The sequence below is a fragment of the Corynebacterium sp. MSK310 genome, assembly GCF_030227355.1.
Classification (GTDB): Bacteria; Actinomycetota; Actinomycetes; order Mycobacteriales; family Mycobacteriaceae; genus Corynebacterium; species Corynebacterium rhinophilum.
Map to the genome: position 1 here is coordinate 1 of NZ_JASPFZ010000009.1, position 24321 is coordinate 24321.

Annotated in this window: 24 protein-coding genes; 6 read left to right on the forward strand and 18 right to left on the reverse strand. The window is 59.0% G+C overall.

Annotation, left to right across the window (positions count from 1 at the left end; genetic code table 11):
* Positions 1–333: 333 nt before the first annotated feature.
* Positions 334–1620, reverse strand: a complete 1287-nt coding sequence (gene tyrS / locus QP891_RS07595; protein WP_284770475.1) for a tyrosine--tRNA ligase — start codon at positions 1618–1620, stop codon at positions 334–336.
* Between the two features lie 60 nt (positions 1621–1680).
* On the reverse strand, positions 1681–1872 hold the full coding sequence (locus QP891_RS07600) for a Trm112 family protein (RefSeq protein ID WP_284770476.1): 192 nt from the start codon (positions 1870–1872) through the stop codon (positions 1681–1683).
* Positions 1873–2117: 245 nt separating this feature from the next.
* Here QP891_RS07600 and thiC point away from each other — a divergent pair, with 245 nt between their 5' ends.
* From thiC to QP891_RS07630, 6 genes are read left to right on the forward strand one after another with little or no spacing between them, the layout of a single operon-like run.
* Positions 2118–4049 carry a phosphomethylpyrimidine synthase ThiC gene (gene thiC, locus QP891_RS07605; protein WP_284770477.1) on the forward strand — a complete coding sequence of 644 codons (1932 nt, stop codon included), beginning with the start codon at positions 2118–2120 and terminating at the stop codon, positions 4047–4049.
* Entirely contained in the window at positions 4039–4719 is a 681-nt protein-coding gene (locus QP891_RS07610) for a thiamine phosphate synthase (RefSeq protein WP_284770478.1), read from the forward strand. Before thiC ends, QP891_RS07610 begins: the two co-directional genes overlap by 11 nt.
* Complete coding sequence (thiO, locus tag QP891_RS07615; RefSeq protein WP_284770479.1) at positions 4712–5848, forward strand: glycine oxidase ThiO; 1137 nt, start codon at positions 4712–4714, stop codon at positions 5846–5848. The genes QP891_RS07610 and thiO overlap by 8 nt, the downstream gene beginning before the upstream one ends.
* Positions 5849–5873: 25 nt before the next feature.
* A complete protein-coding gene (thiS, locus tag QP891_RS07620) occupies positions 5874–6077 on the forward strand; it encodes a sulfur carrier protein ThiS (RefSeq protein WP_284770480.1) in 204 nt (67 codons plus the stop codon).
* An 11-nt stretch (positions 6078–6088) separates the two neighbouring features.
* Positions 6089–6871 carry a thiazole synthase gene (locus QP891_RS07625; RefSeq protein ID WP_284770481.1) on the forward strand — a complete coding sequence of 261 codons (783 nt, stop codon included), beginning with the start codon at positions 6089–6091 and terminating at the stop codon, positions 6869–6871.
* Entirely contained in the window at positions 6871–8034 is a 1164-nt protein-coding gene (locus QP891_RS07630; protein WP_284770482.1) for a ThiF family adenylyltransferase, read from the forward strand. Before QP891_RS07625 ends, QP891_RS07630 begins: the two co-directional genes overlap by 1 nt.
* Positions 8035–8085: 51 nt before the next feature.
* Here the strand turns inward: QP891_RS07630 and argH are convergent, their stop codons facing one another.
* The 16 genes from argH to QP891_RS07710 all read right to left on the reverse strand — a co-directional run bounded on the left by argH (position 8086) and on the right by QP891_RS07710 (position 24283).
* On the reverse strand, positions 8086–9525 hold the full coding sequence (gene argH, locus QP891_RS07635) for an argininosuccinate lyase (protein ID WP_284770483.1): 1440 nt from the start codon (positions 9523–9525) through the stop codon (positions 8086–8088).
* Positions 9526–9531: 6 nt separating this feature from the next.
* The gene (locus QP891_RS07640) at positions 9532–10752 is read right to left on the reverse strand and encodes an argininosuccinate synthase (RefSeq protein ID WP_284770484.1); all 1221 of its coding nucleotides are present in this window, start codon (positions 10750–10752) and stop codon (positions 9532–9534) included.
* A 78-nt stretch (positions 10753–10830) separates the two neighbouring features.
* A complete protein-coding gene (locus tag QP891_RS07645; RefSeq protein WP_284770485.1) occupies positions 10831–11313 on the reverse strand; it encodes an arginine repressor in 483 nt (160 codons plus the stop codon).
* Positions 11314–11315: 2 nt separating this feature from the next.
* Positions 11316–12236 (reverse strand): ornithine carbamoyltransferase, encoded by a 921-nt coding sequence (gene argF / locus QP891_RS07650; RefSeq protein ID WP_284770486.1) that lies wholly within the window; start codon positions 12234–12236, stop codon positions 11316–11318.
* On the reverse strand, positions 12233–13411 hold the full coding sequence (locus QP891_RS07655) for an acetylornithine transaminase (protein WP_284770487.1): 1179 nt from the start codon (positions 13409–13411) through the stop codon (positions 12233–12235). Before QP891_RS07655 ends, argF begins: the two co-directional genes overlap by 4 nt.
* Positions 13408–14343 carry an acetylglutamate kinase gene (gene argB, locus QP891_RS07660; RefSeq protein WP_284770488.1) on the reverse strand — a complete coding sequence of 312 codons (936 nt, stop codon included), beginning with the start codon at positions 14341–14343 and terminating at the stop codon, positions 13408–13410. The genes QP891_RS07655 and argB overlap by 4 nt, the downstream gene beginning before the upstream one ends.
* Positions 14344–14351: 8 nt before the next feature.
* On the reverse strand, positions 14352–15521 hold the full coding sequence (gene argJ, locus QP891_RS07665; RefSeq protein WP_284770489.1) for a bifunctional glutamate N-acetyltransferase/amino-acid acetyltransferase ArgJ: 1170 nt from the start codon (positions 15519–15521) through the stop codon (positions 14352–14354).
* Between the two features lie 28 nt (positions 15522–15549).
* A complete protein-coding gene (gene argC, locus QP891_RS07670) occupies positions 15550–16593 on the reverse strand; it encodes an N-acetyl-gamma-glutamyl-phosphate reductase (protein WP_284770490.1) in 1044 nt (347 codons plus the stop codon).
* 203 nt (positions 16594–16796) lie between these two features.
* The gene (gene pheT, locus QP891_RS07675; RefSeq protein WP_284770491.1) at positions 16797–19313 is read right to left on the reverse strand and encodes a phenylalanine--tRNA ligase subunit beta; all 2517 of its coding nucleotides are present in this window, start codon (positions 19311–19313) and stop codon (positions 16797–16799) included.
* Positions 19314–19336: 23 nt separating this feature from the next.
* The gene (gene pheS, locus QP891_RS07680; RefSeq protein ID WP_284770492.1) at positions 19337–20383 is read right to left on the reverse strand and encodes a phenylalanine--tRNA ligase subunit alpha; all 1047 of its coding nucleotides are present in this window, start codon (positions 20381–20383) and stop codon (positions 19337–19339) included.
* A gap of 120 nt (positions 20384–20503) precedes the next feature.
* Positions 20504–21310, reverse strand: a complete 807-nt coding sequence (locus QP891_RS07685) for a TrmH family RNA methyltransferase (protein WP_284770493.1) — start codon at positions 21308–21310, stop codon at positions 20504–20506.
* 95 nt (positions 21311–21405) lie between these two features.
* On the reverse strand, positions 21406–21816 hold the full coding sequence (locus QP891_RS07690) for a TM2 domain-containing protein (RefSeq protein ID WP_284770494.1): 411 nt from the start codon (positions 21814–21816) through the stop codon (positions 21406–21408).
* A 164-nt stretch (positions 21817–21980) separates the two neighbouring features.
* The gene (gene rplT / locus QP891_RS07695) at positions 21981–22364 is read right to left on the reverse strand and encodes a 50S ribosomal protein L20 (protein ID WP_023017886.1); all 384 of its coding nucleotides are present in this window, start codon (positions 22362–22364) and stop codon (positions 21981–21983) included.
* Positions 22365–22420: 56 nt separating this feature from the next.
* Positions 22421–22615, reverse strand: coding sequence for a 50S ribosomal protein L35 (gene rpmI, locus QP891_RS07700; protein WP_239269865.1), 195 nt, complete (start codon positions 22613–22615; stop codon positions 22421–22423).
* Between the two features lie 35 nt (positions 22616–22650).
* Positions 22651–23172 carry a translation initiation factor IF-3 gene (gene infC / locus QP891_RS07705; protein ID WP_081443661.1) on the reverse strand — a complete coding sequence of 174 codons (522 nt, stop codon included), beginning with the start codon at positions 23170–23172 and terminating at the stop codon, positions 22651–22653.
* 271 nt (positions 23173–23443) lie between these two features.
* Complete coding sequence (locus QP891_RS07710; RefSeq protein WP_284817022.1) at positions 23444–24283, reverse strand: serine hydrolase; 840 nt, start codon at positions 24281–24283, stop codon at positions 23444–23446.
* Positions 24284–24321: the final 38 nt, after the last annotated feature.

Here is a 24321-nt window from a genome sequence, read left to right on the forward strand (position 1 = left end):
GCCAACAGACCAATCAACACACAACCATGCACACAAAAATAAAAAATAAGTACATTGGCACACTATTGAGTTCTCAAGCAACATCCACACACCACAAGAAAATTAACCAAACGTTAACCTCTCATCGGCGGCTCGTACTAACTTACCCAACAACCTGAACCAAGTCAAATCCTTGAGCCAAGTCAGTACAAAAAGTCACTAAAAAGTAACCAACCGGCTACCTCTCGGCGACTTGGATAAACCTACACCCCACTCCAAGAAACGCACAAATCCCCTGGCAAAAGCGTAAAACCGCAATTACCAAGGGATCAGTTAACAGCCAGGGCGCCGTCACTAGGAAGGATTCACAACCCGTGCCCCGGCGAAACGCTTCTTGCCCTTACGTAACACCAGCCAAGAGCCATGCAGCAGGTCTTGGGAAGACGGGGACCACTCGATGTCCTCGATGCGCTGGTTATTCACGTACGCGCCACCTTCACCCACAGTGCGGCGCGCGGCACCCTTTGATTTCTCCAATCCCGACTCAACCAACAAGTCCAGGATGGTGGCCTGCCTGCTGACCTCAACCACCTCGGTTTCCTGCAATGCAGAAGACAGCGTGGACTCGTCCAGATCCTGCAGTTCTGCCCTGCCGAACAGTGCCTGGGAAGCCAGCTCCACTGCTTCGGTGGCCTGCGCGCCGTGCACCAAGGTGGTCATCTCCCGCGCCAACACGCGTTGCGCCTCACGCTTGTGGGGTTCCTGCTCTACCTTGCGCTCCAGTTCCGCGATCTCTTCTTGGTTTAGGAAGGTAAACCAACGCAGGTAATCGATAACAACGGCATCACCGGCATTGATGAAGTATTGGTACCAGGAGTACGGGCTGGTCAGCTCTGGATCTAGCCACAGTTTGCCGCCGCCGGTGGATTTACCAAACTTATTGCCCTCGGCATCTGTCACCAGCGGTACCGTCAAGCCGTGCACCTTCACACCGTTTACGCGGCGGTTGAGATCCACGCCGGAAACGATGTTGCCCCACTGGTCGCCACCGCCAATCTGCAGCACACAGTCGTACTCGTTGTGCAGGTGCGCAAAGTCGTTCGCCTGCAGCAGCATGTAGGAAAACTCGGTGTAAGAAATGCCGTCGGATTCCAAGCGCCGCTTAACGGTATCGCGGTCCAGCATGGTGTTGAGCGAGAAGTTCTTACCAATGTCGCGCAGGTATTCAATGACGTTGATCTGACTGGTCCAGTCGGCGTTATTGACCATCACCGCTGGGCTTGTAACCTCGCCCGAATCGGTGAAGTCCACGAAAGCCTCAAGTTGGGTCTTGATTGCCTGCATGTTCTCTGCGATCTGCTCTTCCGAGAGCATGGAGCGCTCGCCGACATCGCGCGGGTCACCAATCATTCCCGTGGCTCCACCAGCCAACGCGATTGGACGGTGACCGAATTGCTGGAAGCGCTTCAGCATAATCAGCGGCACCAGGTGGCCCGCATGCAGCGAGCTGCCCGTCGGATCGAAACCGCAGTACAAGCTGATCGGGTTCTCTGTGGCTTCCTTCAGCGCCTCCAAGTCCGTGGACTGGTTGATCAGCCCGCGCCATTGCAGTTCGTCGATGATGTTCGTGGTGTTGCTCATACGAAGGTGTTCCCTTTTATTTGTTCTTTTTGGGGTTATTTCTTTGCAGGGCGTGCGGTTCTACTTATCCGCAGCCAATGGGTGGTACTCGCCGGGCCAGTCCGTGGCCTCGTCGACCAGCAGCACCGGGATGCCATCCTGCACCGGATAGGCCTTGCTCAGCCTGGGGTTCACCAAATAGTCACCGTGATCCTCCAGCGGTTGCCTGTCGATTGGGCACACGAGGATCTCTAGGAGCTTCTGATCAATCATGCTGCTTAGTCTAGCCCCTGCCCCAGACATCCCACCGAGTGACTCCCTGGGTGTTGCTTGCCGATGCCCCCTCGGTGACCCACCTGCCCCATAACTTCACTCTCGGGTGGTGTGCGTTACAGTGGAAGGTGCAACCGAACACGGGCGCTCGAGGTATCGAGCTGAGATCGCGCTGTATGCCCGCGCGAGTACCGCTAGAACCTGCCTGGTTAGAACCAGCGAAGGAAGAATGAGGAGAGTCATTTATGACGGATACGTCTACCCAACACACCCGTACCACCATTCCGAACGACGAATATGGTGCGGAAATCCACCCGAAGCACAGCTTCGCCCCCATCGAGAAGCAGGTGGAATCCTTCGGTAAGACCTTCACCCTGCAGGTGCCGGAGACCGAGGTGCAGCTGGATGATTCCCCGACGGGACCGAATGCACCGCAGAAGCTCTACCGCACCCGCGGCCCGTGGGCCGAGCCGACCGAGGGGCTAGAAGCCCTGCGCAGCGAGTGGATCGAAGCTCGCGGCGATGTGGAGGCCTACGAGGGGCGACGCCGCAACCTATTGGACGACGGTAACCGCGCCCTCAAGCGCGGCGAGGCCAGCGATGAGTGGAAGGGTATAAGCCGCGAGACGCTGCGAGCCAAGGAAGGCAAGCGCGTAACCCAGATGCACTACGCCCGCCAGGGTGTTATCACCCCGGAGATGGAATACGTCGCACTGCGCGAGCACTGTGACGTAGAAAAGGTGCGCGAGCAGGTTGCCTCCGGTAAAGCGATCATCCCGAACAACATCAACCACCCGGAGTCCGAGCCGATGATCATCGGCAATGCCTTCAACACGAAGATCAACGCCAACATCGGTAACTCCGCTGTGACCTCCTCTATCCGCGAAGAGGTAGACAAGCTGCGCTGGGCTACCCGCTGGGGCGCAGATACCGTGATGGATCTATCCACCGGTAACGACATTCACACCACCCGCGAGTGGATCATGCGTAACTCGCCGGTGCCGATCGGTACCGTGCCGATCTACCAGGCACTCGAGAAGGTCGACGGGGTGGCCGAGGACCTGACCTGGGAAATCTTCCGCGATACCGTGATCGAGCAGTGCGAGCAGGGCGTGGACTACATGACGATCCACGCCGGCGTGCGCCTGCCCTTCGTGCCGCTGACTACCAAGCGCGTGACCGGCATCGTCTCCCGCGGCGGTTCCATCATGGCTGGCTGGTGCCTGGCACACCACAAGGAATCCTTCCTCTATGAGAACTTCGACGAGCTGTGCGAGATCTTCGCCAAATACGACGTCGCGTTCTCTCTGGGCGACGGCCTGCGCCCCGGCTCCATCGCCGACGCCAACGACGCAGCCCAGTTCGCCGAGCTAAAGACCATCGGCGAGCTGACCCACCGTGCCTGGGAATACGACGTGCAGGTCATGGTCGAAGGCCCAGGCCACGTGCCGCTAAACATGGTGCAGGTCAACAACGAAAAGGAGCAGGAATGGTGCGGCGGTGCACCGTTCTACACCCTGGGACCGCTGGTCACCGACATTGCTCCCGGTTACGACCACATCACTTCCGCCATCGGTGCGGCCAATATCGCCATGGGTGGTACCGCAATGCTGTGCTACGTCACCCCGAAGGAGCACCTCGGCCTGCCGAATAAGGACGACGTGAAGACCGGCGTGATCACCTACAAGGTCTCGGCGCACGCCGCGGACGTCGCCAAGGGCCACCCCGGCGCCCACGAGTGGGACGATGCGATGAGCAAGGCGCGCTTCGAGTTCCGCTGGCACGACCAGTTCGCCCTGTCCCTGGATCCGGATACCGCTCAGTCCTACCACGACGAAACCCTGCCTGCGGAGCCGGCAAAGACCGCCCACTTCTGCTCGATGTGTGGACCCAAGTTCTGCTCCATGCGCATTAGCCAGGACATCCGCGACGCATTCGGCGAGAAGATCGATGAGGCTCTGGCCACCGACCAGGAGCAATCGCTGGTCAAGGACCTCGGCTTGCCGGGCTTCGGCCGCCAGAGCGTGGACGAAGCGGGTGTCACTAATGCCGAAGGCGAAGAAGAAATGGCCGAAGAATTCCGCCGCGCGGGTTCCAAGCTGTACCTGAACCGCAGCGAGGCCAAAGAAGTAGCCGAGGACTTGGAAAAGGAAGCAGCCGCGTACAGTGAGCGCTAACCTATTGGACCTGCGGTGCTACCACGTCACGGGCGCACCGCAGGAAAAGGTCGTACAGGTTGCCGCGGCAGCAGCGGCAGGTGGTGCGGGCGTGATTCAAGTTCGCAGCAAGCCCATCAGCGTGCGCGATTTGACCGCCCTGGCCATCGACGTTGCCGCAGCAGTAGAAAAAGCCAATCCGGCAACGCGAGTGCTTATCGATGACCGAGTGGACGTAGCGGCCGCCCTGATGGGCGAACACCATATCCACGGCGTGCACATTGGACAAGACGACTTGGACCCGCGCCTGGCGCGGCGAATCCTTGGCGAGGATGCGATCATCGGGCTGACTACGGGCACCCTAGAGCTCGTACAGGCTGCTAACGAATACGCCGATGTGATCGACTACATCGGAGCCGGCCCCTTCCGCCCCACGCCGACGAAGTCCTCCGGCCGCACCCCGCTGGGATTGGAAGGCTATCCCCCACTCGTGGCGGCTTCGGCAGTTCCGGTGGTGGCTATTGGAGACGTGCAGGCCACCGACGCTGAAGCACTGGCCAAAACCGGTGTGGCTGGAGTGGCGATTGTGCGTGCTTTTATGGACTCCGACGATCCAGCTGCGCTGGCGACCACGGTTGTCGATGCCTTCGATCGGGCAAATACGGACCCAGCAAACGGTTCTCATGAATGATACCGAGCACGCCATAATCGGCGCGGGAATCATCGGGCTGACCACCGCATTCGAGCTGCTGGAGGCGGGCGTGGACCCACGGCAAATTGTGGTGGTAGATCCCCAGCCGATTAGCGGTGCCACATTCGTAGCCGGTGGCATGCTGGCTCCGGTTGCGGAGGTGCAATACCGGCAAGAACCGCTGTACCCGCTGATGGTGGCTTCGGGCGAGATGTTCCCTGACCTGCTGGCCAGGTTGGGGGCCAAAACCACCGCACCGACCGGCCACCGCAGCGAATCCACCCTGGTCGTAGGTGCCGACCGCGCCGATGGCGTGCACGTCCGCGAGCTGCTGGCGCTGCAGCAGAAACACGGCATGGATGCCCACGCGCTGCCACTACGGCAAGCCCGAAAGCTAGAACCGGGCCTAAGTCCCCAGCTGGCGGCCGCGGTGGAAATCCCGGGCGATCATCAAATCAACCCGCGCATGTTCAGCGCGTGCCTTTTGGAGTATCTACAGCGAGCCGGGGTTCGATTTATGTCCACTGCAGCAACGCGCATCGACGGGCAAAATGTGCAGCTTGCCGATGCCCGGGTACTCACCGCCGACATGATCTACCTCTGCAACGGGCTGGGGTCCAAGGAGGTGGACGGCTGGTTCGAGGGCGCCAATCCCCTGGCACTTCGGCCGGTGTACGGCGACATGCTGCGGCTGCGGGTACCGGAAGAACTAGTGCACACCAGCGGCGAGCCGCTCACCCGAGTGGTGCGCGCATTCGTGGAGGACCGGCCAGTGTATGTCATCCCCCGCACCGATGGCACCATCGCCGTCGGGGCGACCAGCCGCGAAGACAACCGCAAGGGGCCCGCCGTAGACGGTGTGTACACACTGCTGCGCGATGCCATCCGGGTGGTTCCTGGGCTGGAGGAATGCGAATTCATCGAAGCGATCGTTGGAGCCCGGCCTGGCACCCCCGATGACCTTCCCTACCTGGGCAAAGTACGCGACGGGCTAGTGGTCTCTACCGGATACTTCCGCCACGGAATCCTGTTGTCCGCCTTCGGGGCTAAGGTAGGTGCCCAGTTGGGGCTAGGTACGTCCCCGGGGTTGGACATCTCGGCCTGCGATCCACTACGCCACGCCCGATAGCCCACAAAAGAAAGGAATACGCACCATGAAATATACGGTTAATGGAGAACCCCGCAGCAGCGATAGGCACATCACCGTGACCGCCGTCGTAGAAGCAGAAACTGGCGATGCCGCGCCGAAAGGCGTGGCCGTAGCCGTCAATGGCGATGTCGTTCCAGCCAGCAACTGGTCTTATGAAGTCACCAACGGCGATGAGCTGGATATCCTCACCGCCGTGCAGGGCGGTTAGGAGCTTTAACCATGCTTACTATCGCAGATAAACAATTCGATTCGCACCTAGTAATGGGAACCGGCGGTGCCAGCAGCCAGGCTATGTTGGAACAGTCCCTGGTTGCCAGCGGTACGGAGCTCACCACGGTGGCCATGCGTCGGCACAGTGCCACGAGTGCAGGTGGGGAATCCATCTTCGAGCTCTTACGACGGTTGAACATTGACGTGCTGCCCAACACTGCGGGCTGCCGCACCGCCCGCGATGCCGTAACCACCGCCAAGCTAGCCCGCGAGGCGCTGGGCACCAATTGGGTGAAGGTGGAGGTTATCGCGGATGATCGCACGCTTCTGCCGGACGTCGTCGAGCTGGTAGATGCTTGCGAAATGCTGGCCGCTGAAGGATTCGTGGTGCTGGCATACACGAGCGAAGATCCGGTCATCGCCAAGCGGCTAGAAGACGTGGGTGTGGATGCGGTGATGCCTTTGGGCTCGCCCATCGGCACGGGCCTAGGCATCCTGAATCCGCACAATATTGAGCTGATCTGTTCGCGTACCCACGTGCCCGTACTGCTGGATGCCGGTGTGGGCACGGCCTCCGATGCTGCACTGGCCATGGAGCTGGGCTGCGACGGCGTTCTGCTCGCCAGCGCTATCAACCGCTGCCAGGATCCCCTGGCAATGGCCACTGCAATGAAATACGCCGTGGAAGGCGGCCGGTTGGCCCGCCAAGCCGGCCGCATTCCAAAGCGACAGCACGCCGTAGCATCGTCATCGTTTGAAGGCTTGGCTAGCTGGGAAGACAAGGTCCTGTAATGAGCCAACTGCCCCGCGAAGAGTTGCACAGGGTTGCCCGCCAAACGCTGTTGCCTGGCTTCGGCATCGCCCAGCAAGAGGCGCTGCACTCCACCCACGTCTTCGTCATCGGCGCTGGTGGTTTGGGCTGTCCCCTGATGCAGCAGCTGGCTGCCGCCGGCGTGGGTGAGATCTCTGTGATCGACGACGACACGGTGGATCTGAGCAATATCCACCGCCAGATTCTATTTGCCGCCCACGATGTGGGAAGGCCCAAGGTGGACGTCGCAGCCGAAAAGCTCCAGCAACTGCAGCCCGGCATCGTGGTGCATGCGATTCGCGACCGACTTACTGCTGACAATGCCGTGGACTACCTCCGCGGGGTGGACATCCTAGTGGATGGTTCCGACACGTTTACCACCAAGTTCCTAGCAGCCGATGCCGCGGAGATCACGGGCACCCCGCTGGTATGGGGCTCGGTGCTGCGTTTTCGGGGCGACTGCGCAGTGTGGTGGTCCGGGCCCGGCGCCGAGTCGGGCGTGGGCATGCGCGACCTCTATCCCCTGCAGCCCGACCCCGATTCCGTGCCTGATTGCGCCACCGCCGGCGTGCTGGGTGTGACCACCAGCGTGGTCGCGGGCCTGATGTCCACCGAGCTGATCCAGTTCGCAACGGGCATGAACCGCGAGCGGGTGGGCCTGTTAAGCATCTACAATGCCCTAACCGCCTCCATCGACCACTTCCGCGTGCCCCGCGACCCAGCACGCGAACTAACCACCCAGTTGCAGCATGACTACGGTGGCGGAGCTTGTGCCGTGCCGGAGGACGATGATACCGATGCCGAGATCTTCGACAAGCTACGCGATGGCGCCGCGGCCATCGATGTGCGCGAAATCAGTGAAGCCGCCATCGATGATTTCTTCTTTGACTCCACTGCCAAGCATTACCACTTACCAACCTCCGTGTGGCTGGAAGATCCAGAGGCAGCGCGCTGCCTCCTCGATTCCCTGCAGGCCGAGGGGCTTAGCGAAGCGTGGGTGTACTGCGCCTCCGGCAAGCGCTCGGCCAGCTTCATCTCAGCTTTCGCCGAGGATGCCGAACGGCGCGGCATCACGTTGCACAACGTCGCAGGCGGCATAAAGGGCCAGCCCGCAACGTCTCATGGAATGCCTTCCTCTCATTGATGAGGGCATTTTTATCTTCTAGATAAGCCAGGGACCTTGTCTGTCGCCCTTCTAGTTCTGCGTGCGCACTGGCTTGGTAGCCCACTTACGCGCCGCGGCGGCATGTTCGCGGACGGTTTCGCGCTGTTCAGCAACGCGAACGCCGGCGGTCCCGCCCTTGGTTGTGCGGGAAGCGACCGCACCATCAATGGTCAGGACCGCGCGCACCTCTGGGGTCAGCCGCTTGTCGACGCCCCTAAGTTCCTCGTCAGTGAGATCCACCAGGTCCACTCCCCGCTCTTCGGCGATGCGTACGCACGCGCCGGAAGCTTCGTGTGCTTCGCGGAAGGGCACGCCTTGGCGAACCATCCACTCTGCTAGGTCGGTGGCCAAGGTGAATCCGCGTGGTGCCAACTCGCCCATCCTGTCCTCATTAAAGAACAGGGTGGACACGAGCCCGGTCATCGATGGCAGCAACAAATTGAGCTGCGCCACCGAGTCCACGATGGGTTCTTTGTCTTCTTGCAGGTCGCGGTTATAGGCCAGCGGCTGTGCCTTGAGCGTGGATAGCAACCCAGTGAGATTGCCAATCAGGCGACCAGTCTTGCCGCGGGTAAGTTCCGGGATATCCGGGTTCTTTTTCTGCGGCATGATGGATGAACCCGTAGACCAAGCATCATCCAAGGTGACGTAGCCGTATTCCGGGGTGCACCAGTAGACGATCTCTTCTGCCAGCCGGGACATGTCCACTGCGATCTGCGCCAGCACAAAGGCCGTTTCCGAGGCAAAATCGCGAGATGCGGTGCCATCCAGGGAGTTTTCCGCAGCGGAATCAAATCCGAGCTCTGCGGCGATGGCTTCTGGGTCAAGCTGCAGGGAGGAACCTGCGAGCGCACCCGAGCCATACGGGGATACGGCTAGCCGCTTATCCAAGTCCTGCAAGCGTTGAATATCGCGCAGCAGCGGTTGGGCATGACCCAACAATTCGTGGGCAAGCAAGATGGGCTGCGCGGCCTGGGAGTGCGTCTTGCCCGGCATGATGGCCTCGGGATGCGCGGCGGCTTGATCCGCTAGGGCATCGACAAGCTCGGAGACTTGCAGGGTCGTATCGCGGATGGCATCGCGCACCCACATGCGAAAGAGCGTGGCAACTTGGTCATTGCGGGAACGTCCCGCGCGCAGGCGGCCGCCTACCTCGGGCCCAACGATGTCTATGAGGCCGCGCTCCATGGCGCCGTGCACATCTTCGTCGGTGGGTGCTGGCACAAATTCGCCCGAAGCTACCTTTTCCCCGAGCTCGGTGAGTCCGGAAAGCATGGTGTCTAGGTCGGCATCGGAAAGCAGCCCTGCCTTGTGCAGCACCTTGGCATGCGCCTTCGAGGCGAGTACGTCGTAAGGGGCAAGCACCCAGTCAAAATGGGTGGAAACCGAAAGGGCGAACATCGCCTCGGAAGGGCCGCCGGAGAACCGGCCGCCCCAGAGCGCGCCTTCGTTAGTCTTGTGTGGTTCCATCGGTGCCTATTTTTCTGCGCTGGTGGGGAAACCACCCTCGCGGTCACGCTGGTTGGAAATCTGGGTGGACAAGCCGTGCAACTGGACAAAGCCCTTTGCAGCGGTCTGGTCGAAGGTATCGCCGGTGTCGTAGGTAGCCAAATCGAAGGAGTACAGCGACTGTCCGGAGCGGCGGCCGGTGACGGTCGCGGTACCTGCCTGCAGGCTCAGGCGGATATCGCCGGTGACGTTCTCCTGGGACTCCTCGATGAAGGCATCCAGAGAACGCTTGAGCGGCGAGTGCCACAGGCCGTCGTAAACCTCCTCGGACCACCGTGCATCCGTCAGGCGCTTGTAGCGCGCCAGCTCGCGCTCCACGGTGACATCCTCCAGCGCCTCATGGGCCTGGATGAGCACCATGGCACCCGGTGCCTCGTAGACCTCGCGGGACTTAATGCCCACCAACCGGTCCTCTACCATGTCCAGGCGGCCGATTCCCTGGGCACCAGCGCGGCGATTGACCTCTTCGATGACCTGCAGCGGGGTCAGCTTCTTGCCATCGACCGCAACTGGAACACCCTTCTCAAAGGAAATGATAATCTCATCCGGAGCATTGCCCAGGCCCGGGTCTTCCGTATATGCGTAGAGATCCTTTGTCGGCGGGTTCCACAAATCCTCCAGGAAGCCGGTTTCTACCGCACGGCCCCACAGGTTCTGGTCGATGGAAAATGGCGAGGCCGCCGATTGCTCAATGGGCAGGTTAATCTCTTCTGCAAAATCGATGGCCTTATCGCGGGTCCATGCATAATCGCGCGCTGGGGCGACGATCTCTAGCGATGGATCCTGGGCGCGGAAGGACACCTCAAAGCGCACCTGGTCATTGCCCTTACCGGTACAACCGTGGGAAACGTGCGTTCCGCCGTGCTCCTGCGCTGCCTTCACGAGGTGCTTGGTAATCAGCGGGCGGGAAATGGCAGATACCAGCGGGTACTGCTTCATGTACATGCCATTCGCCTTAATGGTGGGCACGCAGTATTGCTCCGCAAACTCATCTTTGGCATCGATAACGATGGACTCCACCGCACCGCAATCGAGCGCGCGCTGGCGTACGGACTCCATATCCTCGCCGCCCTGACCCAAGTCAAGGGAGACGGCAACAACGTCGCCGCCGGTCATCTTTGCCAGGTATGGAATGGCTACCGAGGTATCGAGGCCACCGGAATAGGCCAAGACTACGCGTGCAGACATGCTAAGACTCCTTCAATAATTGAAAAAAATTCGGTTAGTTAAATAATATACGAGCGGGTGTGAGAATGCCACTATTCTTTAAATCTTCTGTGCCTTCAGCCTTTCCGCCAATTCCGCACCGGTAACCCCCTCGCGTGCCAGCACAAAGATGGTGTCATCACCGGCGATGCACCCCACTACATCGTGCAGGCCCACGCGATCGATAAAGCTGGCGAGGTACTGCGCTGCGCCCGCCGGCGTGCGCAACATCGCGATATTCATCGAAGAATCGTGGGAGACCACCAATTCATCCAACATGCGCCGCAACTTCTCGCGCGGTCCGCCCACCTGATCTTCGAATTGTTCCAGCTCGCCCGCGACCATATAGTACGAGCGCCCACCGTCTCGCTTGACCTTCTTCGCTCCCAGCTCATCAAGATCCCGCGACAGCGTGGCCTGCGTGATATCGATGCCTTCTGCCAACAAGAGCTCCGATAATTGCACCTGGCTCGTGACACGATTGCGATCCAAAATTTCCAAGATCTTTGCCTGCCGGGCGGTTCGAGTGCTCGGGGTGCTCATCGCTAGCGGTTCTCCTTATTAATATCGAGCAGCCACACCAGCAGTGCCTTTTGGGCATGCAGGCGGTTTTCCGCCTCATCGAATACTCGGGATTGCGGCCCGTCGATGACCTCTGCGGTCACCTCGTTGCCACGATAGGCCGGCAGGCAGTGCAAGAAAATCGCGTCTTGCTTTGCCTTTGCCATCACATCTTTAGAGACCTGATATGGCAAAAACGGAGTGCGCCTGTCCTGCCCATCGTTTTCCTGGCCCATAGACACCCAAGTATCCGTTATGACTACATCGGCGCCGGCTACTTCCGCAACGTCATCGGTAACCGTGACGTTGCCGCGCTGCCGTGCGCGCTCGACAAATTCGGGACGAGGATGGAACCCCTCCGGCGAAATGATGGAAATATCCATGCCAGCGGTAGCAAAGCCAATCATATAAGAATTGGCCATATTATTATTGCCGTCGCCAAGGTAGACCGCCTTGCGGCCAGCAAGATCGCCAAAGTTTTCCCGGCAGGTCAGAAGATCAGCCAAGATTTGGCAGGGATGCAGGTCATCAGACAGAGCATTGACCAACGGGACCGTGGAAGTCTCCGCCATCTGTTCCAGGTTATCGTGGGCATAGGTGCGCCAGACGATGGCCTCCACGTAGCGGGACAAGACCGCGCCCGTATCCTGGTAGGACTCGCCCTTGCCCATCTGTGTGCCCGAAGAATCAACAGTAATGGCGCTGCCGCCCATATGCGCAATTCCGGTTTCAAAAGAAAAGCGGGTACGCGTAGATGTCTTATCAAAGAGGACGGCTACCGTCTTTGGTCCCTCCAACGGGCGCCGAGCGAACGGATCGGCCTTGAGCTTAACCGCGAGATCGAGGACTTCTTTTTGTTCCTCCGGGCTGAGGTCATCATCGGCTAAGAAATGGCGCAAGCTCATACTAATTCCTCCACAACGGTGCGTAGCTTTTCTAGGGCAGTATCAATTTCCTGCTGGGAAATGACCAGTGGCGGAGTAAGGCGCAAGACGTTCTCGCTCGGGGCATTAAGGATAATCCCCTGCTCAAATCCACGCTTGACGGCCTCGCGAGCCACCGGTGCATTTAATACAACACCTAGCATAAGACCGCGGCCGCGCACGTCGCTGACTCCGGAAATCTTCTTGACTTGCTGCGTTAAATCCTCGCCCTTTGCGGAGACCTCATTCAAGAACTTCTCATCGAGGGCATCAAGGACAACATTGGCCGCAGCACACGCCACGGGGTTTCCGCCAAAGGTGGTCCCGTGGGAACCTGGCTGGAATAAGTCCTTCGCGCGACCGCGGGTGATGGTGGCGCCGATGGGCAATCCGGCGCCGAGGCCCTTGGCCATGGTGATGACATCGGGGGAAATTACCTCAAGCTCGTGAGCAAAGAATTGCCCCGTGCGCCCTGCTCCGGCTTGGACCTCATCGACGATGAGCAAAATGCCGTGTTCATCGCATAAATCAGAAACCGCCCGCATAAACCCGGCAGGGGCAGGAATGACTCCGGTCTCGCCCTGAATAGGCTCGAAGATAATGGCGGCGGTATCCGCGGCATCTTGCTCCACCAACTGGCGCAGGTAGTCGATATCGCCGTAAGGGTAAAACTCCACGCCGCTAGGCAGTGGGCGGAATGCCTTTTGCTTATCGGGCTGCCCAGTCATGGCCAAAGAGCCCATCGTGCGCCCGTGAAAACCATGGTGCGCAGCAAGGATGCGCCGCCTACCGGTCAGCCGCGCTAGCTTGAATGCCGCCTCGTTTGCCTCTGAGCCGGAGTTGCAGAAAAATACGCGCGCCTCACTATCGCCCACCCGTTCAATCAGCTTTGCCCCGGCGTCGAGCACGGGTTGGGTGGCAAAAAGATTGGAGGTATGCACAAGGGTGCGGCTTTGCTTGGCAACAGCATCTGCTACCTCCGCATTGCCATAGCCCAAGGAATTCACGGCGATGCCGGCCAGCAGGTCAATGTAGGTTTTCCCGTTTTCATCGGTAAGCGTGGACCCCTTTCCGGAGACCAGGCCGAGTAGCGGCTGGCCATAGGTATTGGCCAGCGTTTCTGACCACCGGCCGGTTAATGTTTCTTGCGTGCTCATGCGATATCGTCCTTCCTGAACACTGTGCCTTCGGGATAATCGTGCTTTTCGTAATCATCGGGCAGGACCATCGTTCCAATGCCGCCTGGGGTTAAAAGCTCAAGGAGCACGGAATGGCCTATTCGGCCGTCGATGACGTGCGCGGCGGATACCCCGCCCTGCACGGCATTGAGACAGGATTCCATTTTGGGAATCATGCCGGAGCTCAAGCCAGGAAGCAGTCCGGTAAGCTCATCGCTTTCGATTTTGGAGACTAGGGAATCTTTATTCGGCCAGTCGGTATAAAGGCCTTCCACGTTGGTCAAGATGACAAGGCGTTCTGCTCCCAGTGCGCTCGCTAGCGCACCCGCGGCGCTATCGGCGTTGATGTTATACACCTCGCCATCGGTTCCTGGCGCGATAGTTGAGACCACCGGGATGCGGCCAGCTTCGATGATGTCATTGACGGCTGCCGGGTTGACCTCCACGATATCGCCCACCATCCCGATATCGGTTGCCTCCCCTTCTACGTCCACAAACCGCTTGGTGGCGCGGAAAAGCCCAGCGTCTTCGCCACTTGTGCCCACGGCGTAGGGCCCGTGCGAGTTAATGAGATTCACCAATCCGCGGCCGACTTGGCCAAAAAGGACCATCCGCACCACGTCCATGATTTCGGGCGAGGTGACGCGGAAACCGCCCTTAAATTCGCCTTCGATGCCGAGCTTATCCAGCATGGAATTGATCTGCGGGCCACCGCCGTGGACGACAACGGGCTTTGCTCCGATGGTGCGCAGAAACACCATATCCGCCGCAAAGGCTTCCTTGAGTTCCTCATCCACCATGGCGTTGCCACCATACTTGACGACGACGATTTTATCGCGGAAGTGTTGCAGCCACGGCAGGGCTTCAGCCAGCACCGTAGCGCGTTCTTGATTATTCAGTCCGGGAAACATTTCTCCTCCTAGGAGCTATACGCCGAATTGATCTCAACGTAGGAGTAGGACAGGTCCGTAGTGCGAACGAACGCCGTGCCCTCGCCACCCGTGCCGAGATCCACGCGGACATCAATATCCACCCCGCTCAAGTCCACATCGCGGGCTCCAGGCGCGCCCGTCGAGTGCACACATACCGGCTGGTCATTGAAGTAGACGGAGATATTGTCGGGGTCCATGTCTGCATCTGCCATGCCGACGGCGGCCAGTACCCTGCCCCAGTTGGGATCGGAGCCGAACATGGCGCACTTGAATAAATTATCCCGGCCCAGGGTGCGAGCGGCATTGAGCGCCTGCTCATCAGAGCCCGTACCTTCAACGGTGATCTTTACGCGCTTTGTCACTCCCTCAGCATCGGCTTGAAGCTGATCCGCAATATCCGCGCAGACCTCTAGGATTGCCTGGTCCAACTCTTCTTCGCTGGGCTGCACGCCGGAGGCCCCAGAAGACATGACGATCACGGTGTCATTGGTAGAGGTTGAACCGTCCACATCCAAGGTATTAAAAGTCTGTGCGCAGGCCTTTTCCAGCGAGCTCCGCAGCATCGCCGCGTCGGCGACGGCATCAGTAGTAATGCACACCAACATCGTGGCCAGCGAAGGCGCCATCATGCCAACGCCCTTGCCCATAGCGCCCACGGACCATCCATCGCCAGCAAAACCGGATTCCTTGGGAACGGTGTCCGTGGTCATAATGGCTGTGGCGGCGTCATTGCCGTGCTGTGGAGTCGTACCCACGTGGTTTATAACATCCGCGATGCCTGCAAGCGCATTGTCCATAGGTAGCGGCTCACCGATGAGCCCGGTAGAACAAATGGCAATATCCTTCACGGCGATGTCCGTGCTATGAGATACGGCGTCCACCATGGCGCGCGCATCGGCATCGCCTTGCGCGCCATTGCACGCATTGGCATTGCCGGAGTTGATGACTACAGCACGCAACTGGCCATCCGCTACGGCCTCGCGGGAGACCTTAACGGGGGAAGCCACCACGCGGTTGCGCGTGAACACCGCCGCCGCGTCCGAGCGAGGGCCCTCGTTTACAAGCAAAGCCAAATCCGCTTTTCCGGAGGGCTTGATTCCGGCCTTTACCGCGCCGGCGCTAAATCCGGCGGGTCCTGTGATTCCTGGTGTAGTCATCAAATTCTCCTCTAAGTAATGCGCAGCCCTACGGGGCGACTGCGGCTTGGGGCAATCCCAAAGTTTCTGTCCATCCCAGCGCAAGGTTCATACATTGCACGGCGGCACCGGCGGTACCCTTGCACAAATTGTCTAGCGCCGCGGTGATGATGAGGCGGTGGGAATTTTCATCAACATGGGCTTGGATATGCACCATGTTTGTGCCCACCACGTTCTGGGTTTCCGGTTGCTGGCCTTCTGGCAGCACGAGGCAGAAGCGTTCATCGGCATAGAATTCCTCGAATGCGGTGCGCACCTGCTGCTTGCCGATACCCCCTTTCAACTCCGCCGTAATCGTCGCCAGAATCCCACGGGGCATGGGCGCAAGCACCGGGGTAAAACTCACGGACACCTCATCGTGGGAAAACGGTTGCAGGTTCTGCACGATTTCCGGGGTATGCCGATGGGTGCCGCCTGGTTTATAGGCCTTGACGTTTCCCATGGTCTCTGCGCCCAATTGCGCGACGGAAGCCTTCTTTCCCGCTCCGGAGACGCCGGTAACAGCAATAACGGAAAGGGCGGATTCCACTAGCCCTCGCGCAATAGCGGGCAGCGTCCCCAAGGTAATGGCCGTGGGGAAACATCCGGGCACGGCTACCCGGTTTGTGCCTTTAAGGTTTGACCTGTTTTCCGGGATTTCCGGGATACCGTACGGCCACTGCCCCGCATAGTTCCCGCCGTAATAGGCTTTCCAATCGCTTTCCTTACGGAGCCGAAAGTCGGCGGCGCAATCGATGATCGTGACCTCATCTCCCAATTGCTCCGCGAGCCGCGACGAGTGTCCATGCGGCAAGCCCAAGAAGACGACGTCGTGTCCTACAAGTTCTTCGGGCGTGGTGTCAGCAATGACGCGATCTGCCAGTTGCGGGAGATGCGGCATAATTTCTGCGACGCGCTGGCCTACTTGGGAATTTCCCGTCAAGGAACCAATACGCAGGTCACCGGAATGATAGGCAGGGTGGGATAGCAGCAGGCGCAGAATCTCTCCGCCGGCGTACCCAGTGGCCCCTGCCACTGCTACTGAAATCGTCATACCGGAAACTATAGCAAGAAATACGCTCTACTGTATGTTATTCAGTGAATTGGGTTACTTTTCCAAGGTCAAAGGGCATGAAAGTAATTAGTACGTTGCATGAAAACGCAGAACGGCGAAGACCCAGTGCCCAAGTGACCTATGCGCCACCGGACTCAGGATCTTCGCCTTTTAATGGAAAGGACTGGACTACTGGGTCTGCCCTATGCTCGCATTTCTGCGCCGAATCGCTGCTTGGCCAATTCGGCGGCCGTCGTGCGGTGCTCGTTGACCTCCTCATCGGTCAAGGTACGGTCCGCAGCGCGGAATTGCAGCTGGAAGGCCAAGGACTTCTTGCCTTCGCCCAATTGCTCACCGCGGAAAATATCGAAGAGGTCGACCGACTCGATGAGATCGCCGGCTCCCTCTTCCACCGTGGCGCGCACCTTTTCCGCTGGGATATCTTCATCCACCACCAGCGCGATGTCTTGGTGCAAGGCTGGGAATGCCGACAATACCGGCGCCGGGAAGCGTTCAGTCAGCGGCAAAGCCGTGATATTAAACTCCATCGCACACGTGCGCGGCGGCAAGCTGAGCGCCTCAAGAACCTGGGGGTGCAATTCGCCAGCGTAGCCCACGATGTCATCTGTTCCTGCCACCTTGATTGCGGCACACCGGCCTGGGTGCCACGGCAGGTGTTGCGCGGCCTCGACCTCGATATCAAGGCCCGCGGCGCGGGCAACCAGACGTGCGGATTCAATGGCATCCGCATAGGTGTAATCTCGGCCTTCGCCCCACGGGCCCTCGTGTTCCATCTTGCCCGTAGCGACGGTTGCCACGTGCAAGGGCTGCTCCGGAAGCGTGCGCAGGAGTTCTTCCACAACTTCATCGCCAGGGCGCTGGGCCACGGAGGGCATAGGAGACGATTCTGCGCGCTTGAATGCCACCTGCTGGAGGCCAAACAGCGCCAGATCCTTGCGGCCGCGAGCTACGTTGCGGCCCAAAGCCTCAAGCGTTGCGGGAAGCAAGGTCGTGGCCAAGATGGCTTTGTCAGACTCCAACGGGTTCTGCACTGCCACGGTATTGCGGCGGGCATCGTCAGAGCCAAGGCCCCACACATCAAAGGTGTCGTTCGCGATAAACGGCGTGGGCAAAACCTCGGCATAGCCCGCATATGCCAAACCGTGGCCGATGGCGCGGCGGCGCTTTTGCGCTGGGGTCAAACCGCGACCGCCTGCCGGCGTGGGCAGAACGGTGGGGATATCTTCCAAGCCTTCAAGGCGTAAGACCTCCTCGATGAGGTCAACGTCCATGGAAATATCGGTGCGCCAGGTCGCGGGCGTGACTTTAAGTACCGAATCCGATTCTGCTTCGACGGAGCAACCGACCTCTTCTAGACGGGAGATAACGGTCTCGCGGGAGTACTCCACGCCGGCGTATTCGCTCGGCTTTTCCGCACGCAAACGGATGGCCTGTGGCTGAGTTACCTCACCAACGAGGGTGCGACCCTTTTCAATCGTTCCGCCCGCAATGGAGTGCAACAATGCACACGCTATGTTGAGGGCCACCTCGACGATAGCCGGATCGACGCCGCGCTCAAACCGGCGCGATGCCTCAGAAGAAAGCTTGTGCCGGCGAGAAGTGCGGGCCACGGTAATGGGATCCCAGATTGCGGACTCGAAGTAGACATCGGTGGTCTGGTCAGAAATCTCTGAACTCGTACCGCCCATAACACCGGCTAGGGATTGAATGCCGTTGTCATCACAGATGACCACGTCCTCACCAGCGAGTTCGCGAGTGACGTGATCGAGAGTCTCGAACTTTTCGCCTTCTTGTGCATTGCGAACCGTAAGGTCACCCGCGATTTCATTGGCATCGAAGGCATGCATCGGGGCGCCCAACAGCAACATGACGTAGTTGGTCACATCCGTTGCCACATTGACGCTGCGCTGGCCGGACAGCATGAGTTCGCGTTCCATCCAAAAAGGAGTGCGTGCCTGCGGATCGATGCCGCTTACCTTGCGCACGCCAAATCGCTGCGCCTTGGTTTCCTCGCGGAGATCGATATTGAGAAGCGATCCTTCGGCCGCTGGCACAGCAGAGGTATCGATTCCGGCGACCGCTGGATCGTCGGCGACGTCCTTAAACTCCAGATCAAAGGCAGAGGCGATCTCGCGGCTTAAGCCACGCGCAGATAGTGCGTAGCCGCGGTCTGGGGTGATATTGACGTCAAAGTCGGTATCGGACAGACCGATGATTGGACGAGCATCTTCGCCCACCATGTCCGCGACCTCATCACCGAGCACGATGATGCCGTTTGCCTGCGCGCCAAAGCCCAGCTCCGCAGCGGAGCACATCATGCCGTTGGAGATGTGATCATAAGTTTCGCGCGCAGCGATTTTGAAGCCACCGGGCAACTCTGCGCCCGGCAGGGAAACTACGACATAGTCGTGCAACCGGAAGTTGCGCGCACCGCAGATAATGCCCTGCAATTCACCGGTGCCATTGGCCTGGCCGACGTTGACCTGGCAGTACCGAATGGGCTTTTTGAACTGCGTGAGCTCTTCAATTTCTACAACCTGGCCAATGACCAATGGACCAGTAGTCTCAGGGATAGGCTCATATCCTTCGGTTTCAAAGCCCACACGGACGAAACCGGAATCCATATCGGCAGCAGACACGCTCCAGTTCGGATTGGAAGCGCCAAGGATACGGGTAACCCAGTCTTGGGAAATAAGCATGATGTATCTATCCTTTCTGGGTTTTAAGCCTGTACGCCAAAGGGCAGGGTGAATCGGACATCGCCTTCAACCATGTCGCGCATATCGGTCAGTCCATTGCGGAATTGCAGGGTGCGCTCTAGGCCCATGCCGAAGGCAAAACCCGTATATTCTTCCGGATCAACACCTACCGCGCGCAGCACGTTGGGATTGACCATTCCGCAACCGCCCCATTCGATCCAGCCGGCGCCGCCCTTTTTATTGGGGAACCAGACATCTACCTCCGCAGAAGGCTCCGTAAAGGGGAAATAATTAACGCGCATGCGCGTCGTGGTTTCGGGGCCGAAGAGCACCTTGGCCAAGTGCTCGAGCGTTCCGCGCAGATGAGCCATGGTCAGGCCCTTATCCACGGCGAGGCCCTCCACCTGGTGGAATACCGGGGTGTGAGTAGCGTCCAGCTCGTCCGTACGGAAAACGCGCCCCGGGCAGGCGATGTACAGGGGCACATCGCGCTCGAGCATCGTGCGCACCTGAACAGGCGACGTGTGCGTGCGCAGAACCTGCTTGGAGCCTTCCTTGCCCACGTGGAACGTATCCTGCAGGGTGCGCGCTGGGTGATCCGGCTTGAAGTTCAGGGCATCGAAGTTAAAGTACTCTGCTTCGATTTCTGGACCATCGGCGATTTCCCACCCCATGCCAACGAAAATATCGGCGATGCGCTCCGATAAGGAGGTAATGGGGTGCAGTGCACCTGTTTGCGCTCGAGTCGTAGGAATCGTCACGTCGACGGTTTCGGCCTTCAGCTGGGCCTCGCGCGCCTGCTGCTCCAATTCCTCCTTGACCTGCGCAAAACGCTTTTCCATCTTGCCGCGGGCCATATTCACGGCCTTGCCGGCGGATTTGCGCTGATCCTTAGGGATTTGGCCGAGGGATTGGCGGGCTTGCGGGATATACCCGTTATCGCCTAAGTGCTCGCGGCGGGCAGCGGTGAGATCCTCTAGCGTCTCTGCTGCTTCGAAGGCTGCGATAGCCTTATCGGCCGCGGCCCCGAGGGCCTGTTCGGTCAATTCGATCTGCGGTGTATCGGACACGTACTTCGTACCTTCTTCTCGCGCGAAAACTAACGCGTGCAATCTTACTCTGTCACTAGGACACGGGCAGCCCCAGGGACCCCTTTTTCATTCGCTACCGCGGACAAACGCGATTGGGGCCTAGTTCTGTTCCTGTGCCTTAGCGGACTCGTACAAGCAGATGCTGGCCGCGGTGGCAAGGTTGAGCGACTCAGCACGACCTCGCAGCGGGATGCGCACCCGCATATCGGCCTCTTCAAGCAGCTCGCCCAACCCGTGGGCTTCATTGCCAAAGAGCCAGGCGGTGGGTTGGGTGAGGTCGGCATCGGCAAGCTCTACTTCCCCATCTGCGGCCGTCGCGACGATTTGCACGCCAGACTTGCGCAATTGGCCGAGAACGTCCTTGATATTGGGATCGCGCGCAACCGGGACGTGGAATAAGGAGCCGGCCGAAGCGCGGGCAACCTTGCTGCCTAAGGGGTCAACGGTCTCGCCAGCGAAGATCACGCCATCAGCGCCCATCGCATCCGAAGTCCTAATCAACGTACCCGCGTTTCCGGGCTCCGAGGTAAGCACCGGCACCGAAATCAAATTCGGCTTACCATTGAGAATCTTTCCTGCAGACCACAAGACCGAGGAACTGCACAGGGCAAAAATTCCCGTAGTTGTCGCGGTATCGGCCAGGTGCTTTGCGGCCTTATCTGTAATGGGGTGGACGTAGACATCCATATACCCGCAGGCCGTGACGATGTCCGCGAAGCGTTCCGCGGCCTTTTCCGTCACAAATACATCCGTGGCCGCACCCGTAGACACCGCAGCGTCCACGGCATTTTCGCCCTCGATAATGAACTGCTTAGCCTTCTTGCGGTTAGCAGCGCGGTGCAATTTCGCCGCGTTAACAATGCGCGGAGTGCGTTCGGTAAAGGCGGAGTCAAAGTCTAAATTCATAGGCTCTACCCTACCGTGGTCCAATTACTGGCCGTGTCGCACCTTAGGCATGACAAAACCCTGCCAGAAATCCGGCAGGGCCTTGGCGCAATCGATTATTTCTGAAGGGGAACTCCGCGCGCGTCCTTGTCATAATCACCCGCACCAAGAAGAATCATGAAGAACTCAACGAGTACCCAGATTCCCAGCACGGCCCAGAAGAGGATGCCCAACAGGAACCAGAAGGTAAACCAGCCGATGATATTGAGCGATAACTGCACAATGGCATAGGTGGTGCGGCCGGTGTAGAAGTTATGCGCACCGACGCTGCCCAAGAAGAAGCACAGGAGCAAGGTAGCAACCCAAGACTTCTGGTTACCTGCAGCTACATATTGTTGCTGCGGATAGCCCTGCGGCGCATAACCACCGGATTGGAAATCCTGGGAGTAATACGGCTGATTCTGGCCAGGGAATTGGTTGGAACCATAGTTTCCTTCTGGTTGCTCACGGTCATACGGGCTCGTCATAGCTTGGCGGTCTCCTTGCGAATACTGGCTTTATAGACTCATTAATCTAGCACACAGCGTGCATGTCTTTGGCGAGCATCAGGCGTTGAGATAGCACGAAACCCACCCCACGCCGGGGATTAACCGGTGATGGGGTGGGCAAGCAGCTATGTAGCTGAGAAGGCTTACGCAGCCTTCGGTGCGTTGACGTCCTCGGGCAGGGCAGCCTTGGCGGTCTCGCACAGTGCGGAGAAAGCCTCGAAGTCGTTGACGGCAAGCTCGGCGAGGATCTTGCGGTCTACCTCGATCTCAGCCAAGCGCAGGCCGTGGATGAGGCGGTTGTAGGTGATGTCGTTCATGCGGGCAGCAGCGTTGATGCGCTGGATCCACAGCTTACGGAACTCAGACTTACGCGCGCGACGGTCGCGGTAAGCGTAAGTCATAGAGTGCAGCCACTGTTCCTTGGCCTTACGGTACAGGCGGGAACGCTGGCCACGGTAGCCCTTGGCGGACTTCAGGATCGCGCGACGCTTCTTCTTTGCGTTAACTGAGCGCTTTACTCGTGCCACAGTATTACTTCCTTAAATTCTGATTGAGATGGTGGATGTGGGTTGATTGGGCGCTTTTAGGCGCGACCGAGCAGGCGCTTGACGCGCTTGGTGTCTGGCTGGGAGACAGACTCGGTGCCCTTGAGGCGACGGGTGCGCTTGGAAGGCTTGCCCTCCAGCAAGTGGCGGCGGTTTGCCTGCTCGCGGCGCAGCTTGCCGGAACCGGTCACCTTGATGCGCTTTGCGGTGCCCTTGTGGGTCTTCTGCTTCATGAGTATAAGTCCTTAAATCCTACGTGGAATACGGTTTACTTTTTGCCCTTACGAACCGGACCCAAAACCATGGTCATATTGCGACCATCCTGCTTGGGGCGGGACTCAACTACGCCAACCTCAGCGACGTCATCGGCCAACCGCTCCAAAAGCCGGAACCCCAGCTCCGGTCGCGATTGCTCGCGGCCGCGGAACATGATGGTCACCTTGACCTTGGATCCCTTTTCCAGGAAGCGAACTACGTTACTCTTCTTGGTCTCATAATCGTGATCGTCGATCTTCGGACGGAACTTCTGTTCCTTCACCACGGTCTGCTGCTGGTTCTTACGAGATTCGCGAGCCTTTTGGGCCTGCTCATACTTGAACTTGCCGTAGTCCATGATTTTGGCAACTGGGGGCTTAGCCTTAGGAGCTACCTCGACCAAATCCAGGTCAGCTTCATAGGCAAGCTTGCGGGCATCATCGGTGCGGACGATACCCACCTGTTCACCACCGGGGCCGACAAGACGGACCTCGGGTACTCGGATACGCTCATTAATGCGAGCTTCAGCGCTGATTGTGGTTCTCCTCGATTAGGGGTTTTGGGTAATGAGTTCACCTACCGTGGACCACAAACGAATCTAACCCGGTCTGCCAAAGACAGCCGGGAGATCTCACAGAGCCAGACACGAACGTCTGGTTACCTTTACCGTTATCCAACGAACTTTAAGTTCGCGGCATCGGGTGGGAGAATCTCCGCTTGTGACCCAGGTTCCTGCAAAAGGTACCTTGGGCGGTAGTGGGTATGACACTAGCAGCCCGCTACCACTTAAAGCAAACCGCGGTGAGCTAAGCATCCTCGCAGGTGGAATCGGGCTCTAGTTTTCCATCCTCAATGGCTTTGTCGATGACCTTGAGGACGTCATCGGCAAGATCATCTATCCCGGCGGAGCCACTTTCATAATCCTCGCCTTCGACGATGACGCTTAGGGCTACTCCTACCCTTTTGCCGTCCTTTTCATGGACACCGAATTGGCGGAATGTGTAGTCATCGCTATTTTCATCGAGCCCCCAGCCGCTTTTTGCCCGGGTGCTTGCATGTTTGGATAGGCCAACGCTTTGCCATTCCACAATGTCATTTAATACCTCATGGACGTATTCGACTTCCTTGATGCAGGGCAATTGCGCGCCGAAATTCGCCTGCTCCTGCAATGGCCAGGTGGAGTAGCCAAAAGCATCAGCTTCAATGGAGGCCTTCGAGTCGTGCTCACGCAAGAGCTTTTCCACCGCCTCCGAGGCCACGTTTTCTTCCCACTGCACCTGCGACCACAATGCGTACGCGGCATCATTATCGGATTCTTTGATGGCCAGATCCACCAAGGACGGATCGGCGCCATCTTGCAGCGCGGTAATGGCGATGGGCACTTTGATGGTGGACCAAGCCGGTCCATCGCCTGTGTCTCCCGCAGAAATTTTTTCTTCGCCGGCGGAGATAGCCACTCCGACCTGGGCGTCATAGTCCTTGGACAACGACTCAACGGCGCGACCCAGATCTTTGGTGAGCGCCGCATCGGCTGTATCGCTCGCGCTTGCCGATGCCCCTCCCCCCCCCGCCGTATCCGCCGCCTGCTCGGGGGACGAGCACGCCGCCACGGCAGCAAGCGATACCGTCGCGAGTATCGCTCCCATTCTCCGCCGTAGATTCATTCCTCACAGACTAGCCCATG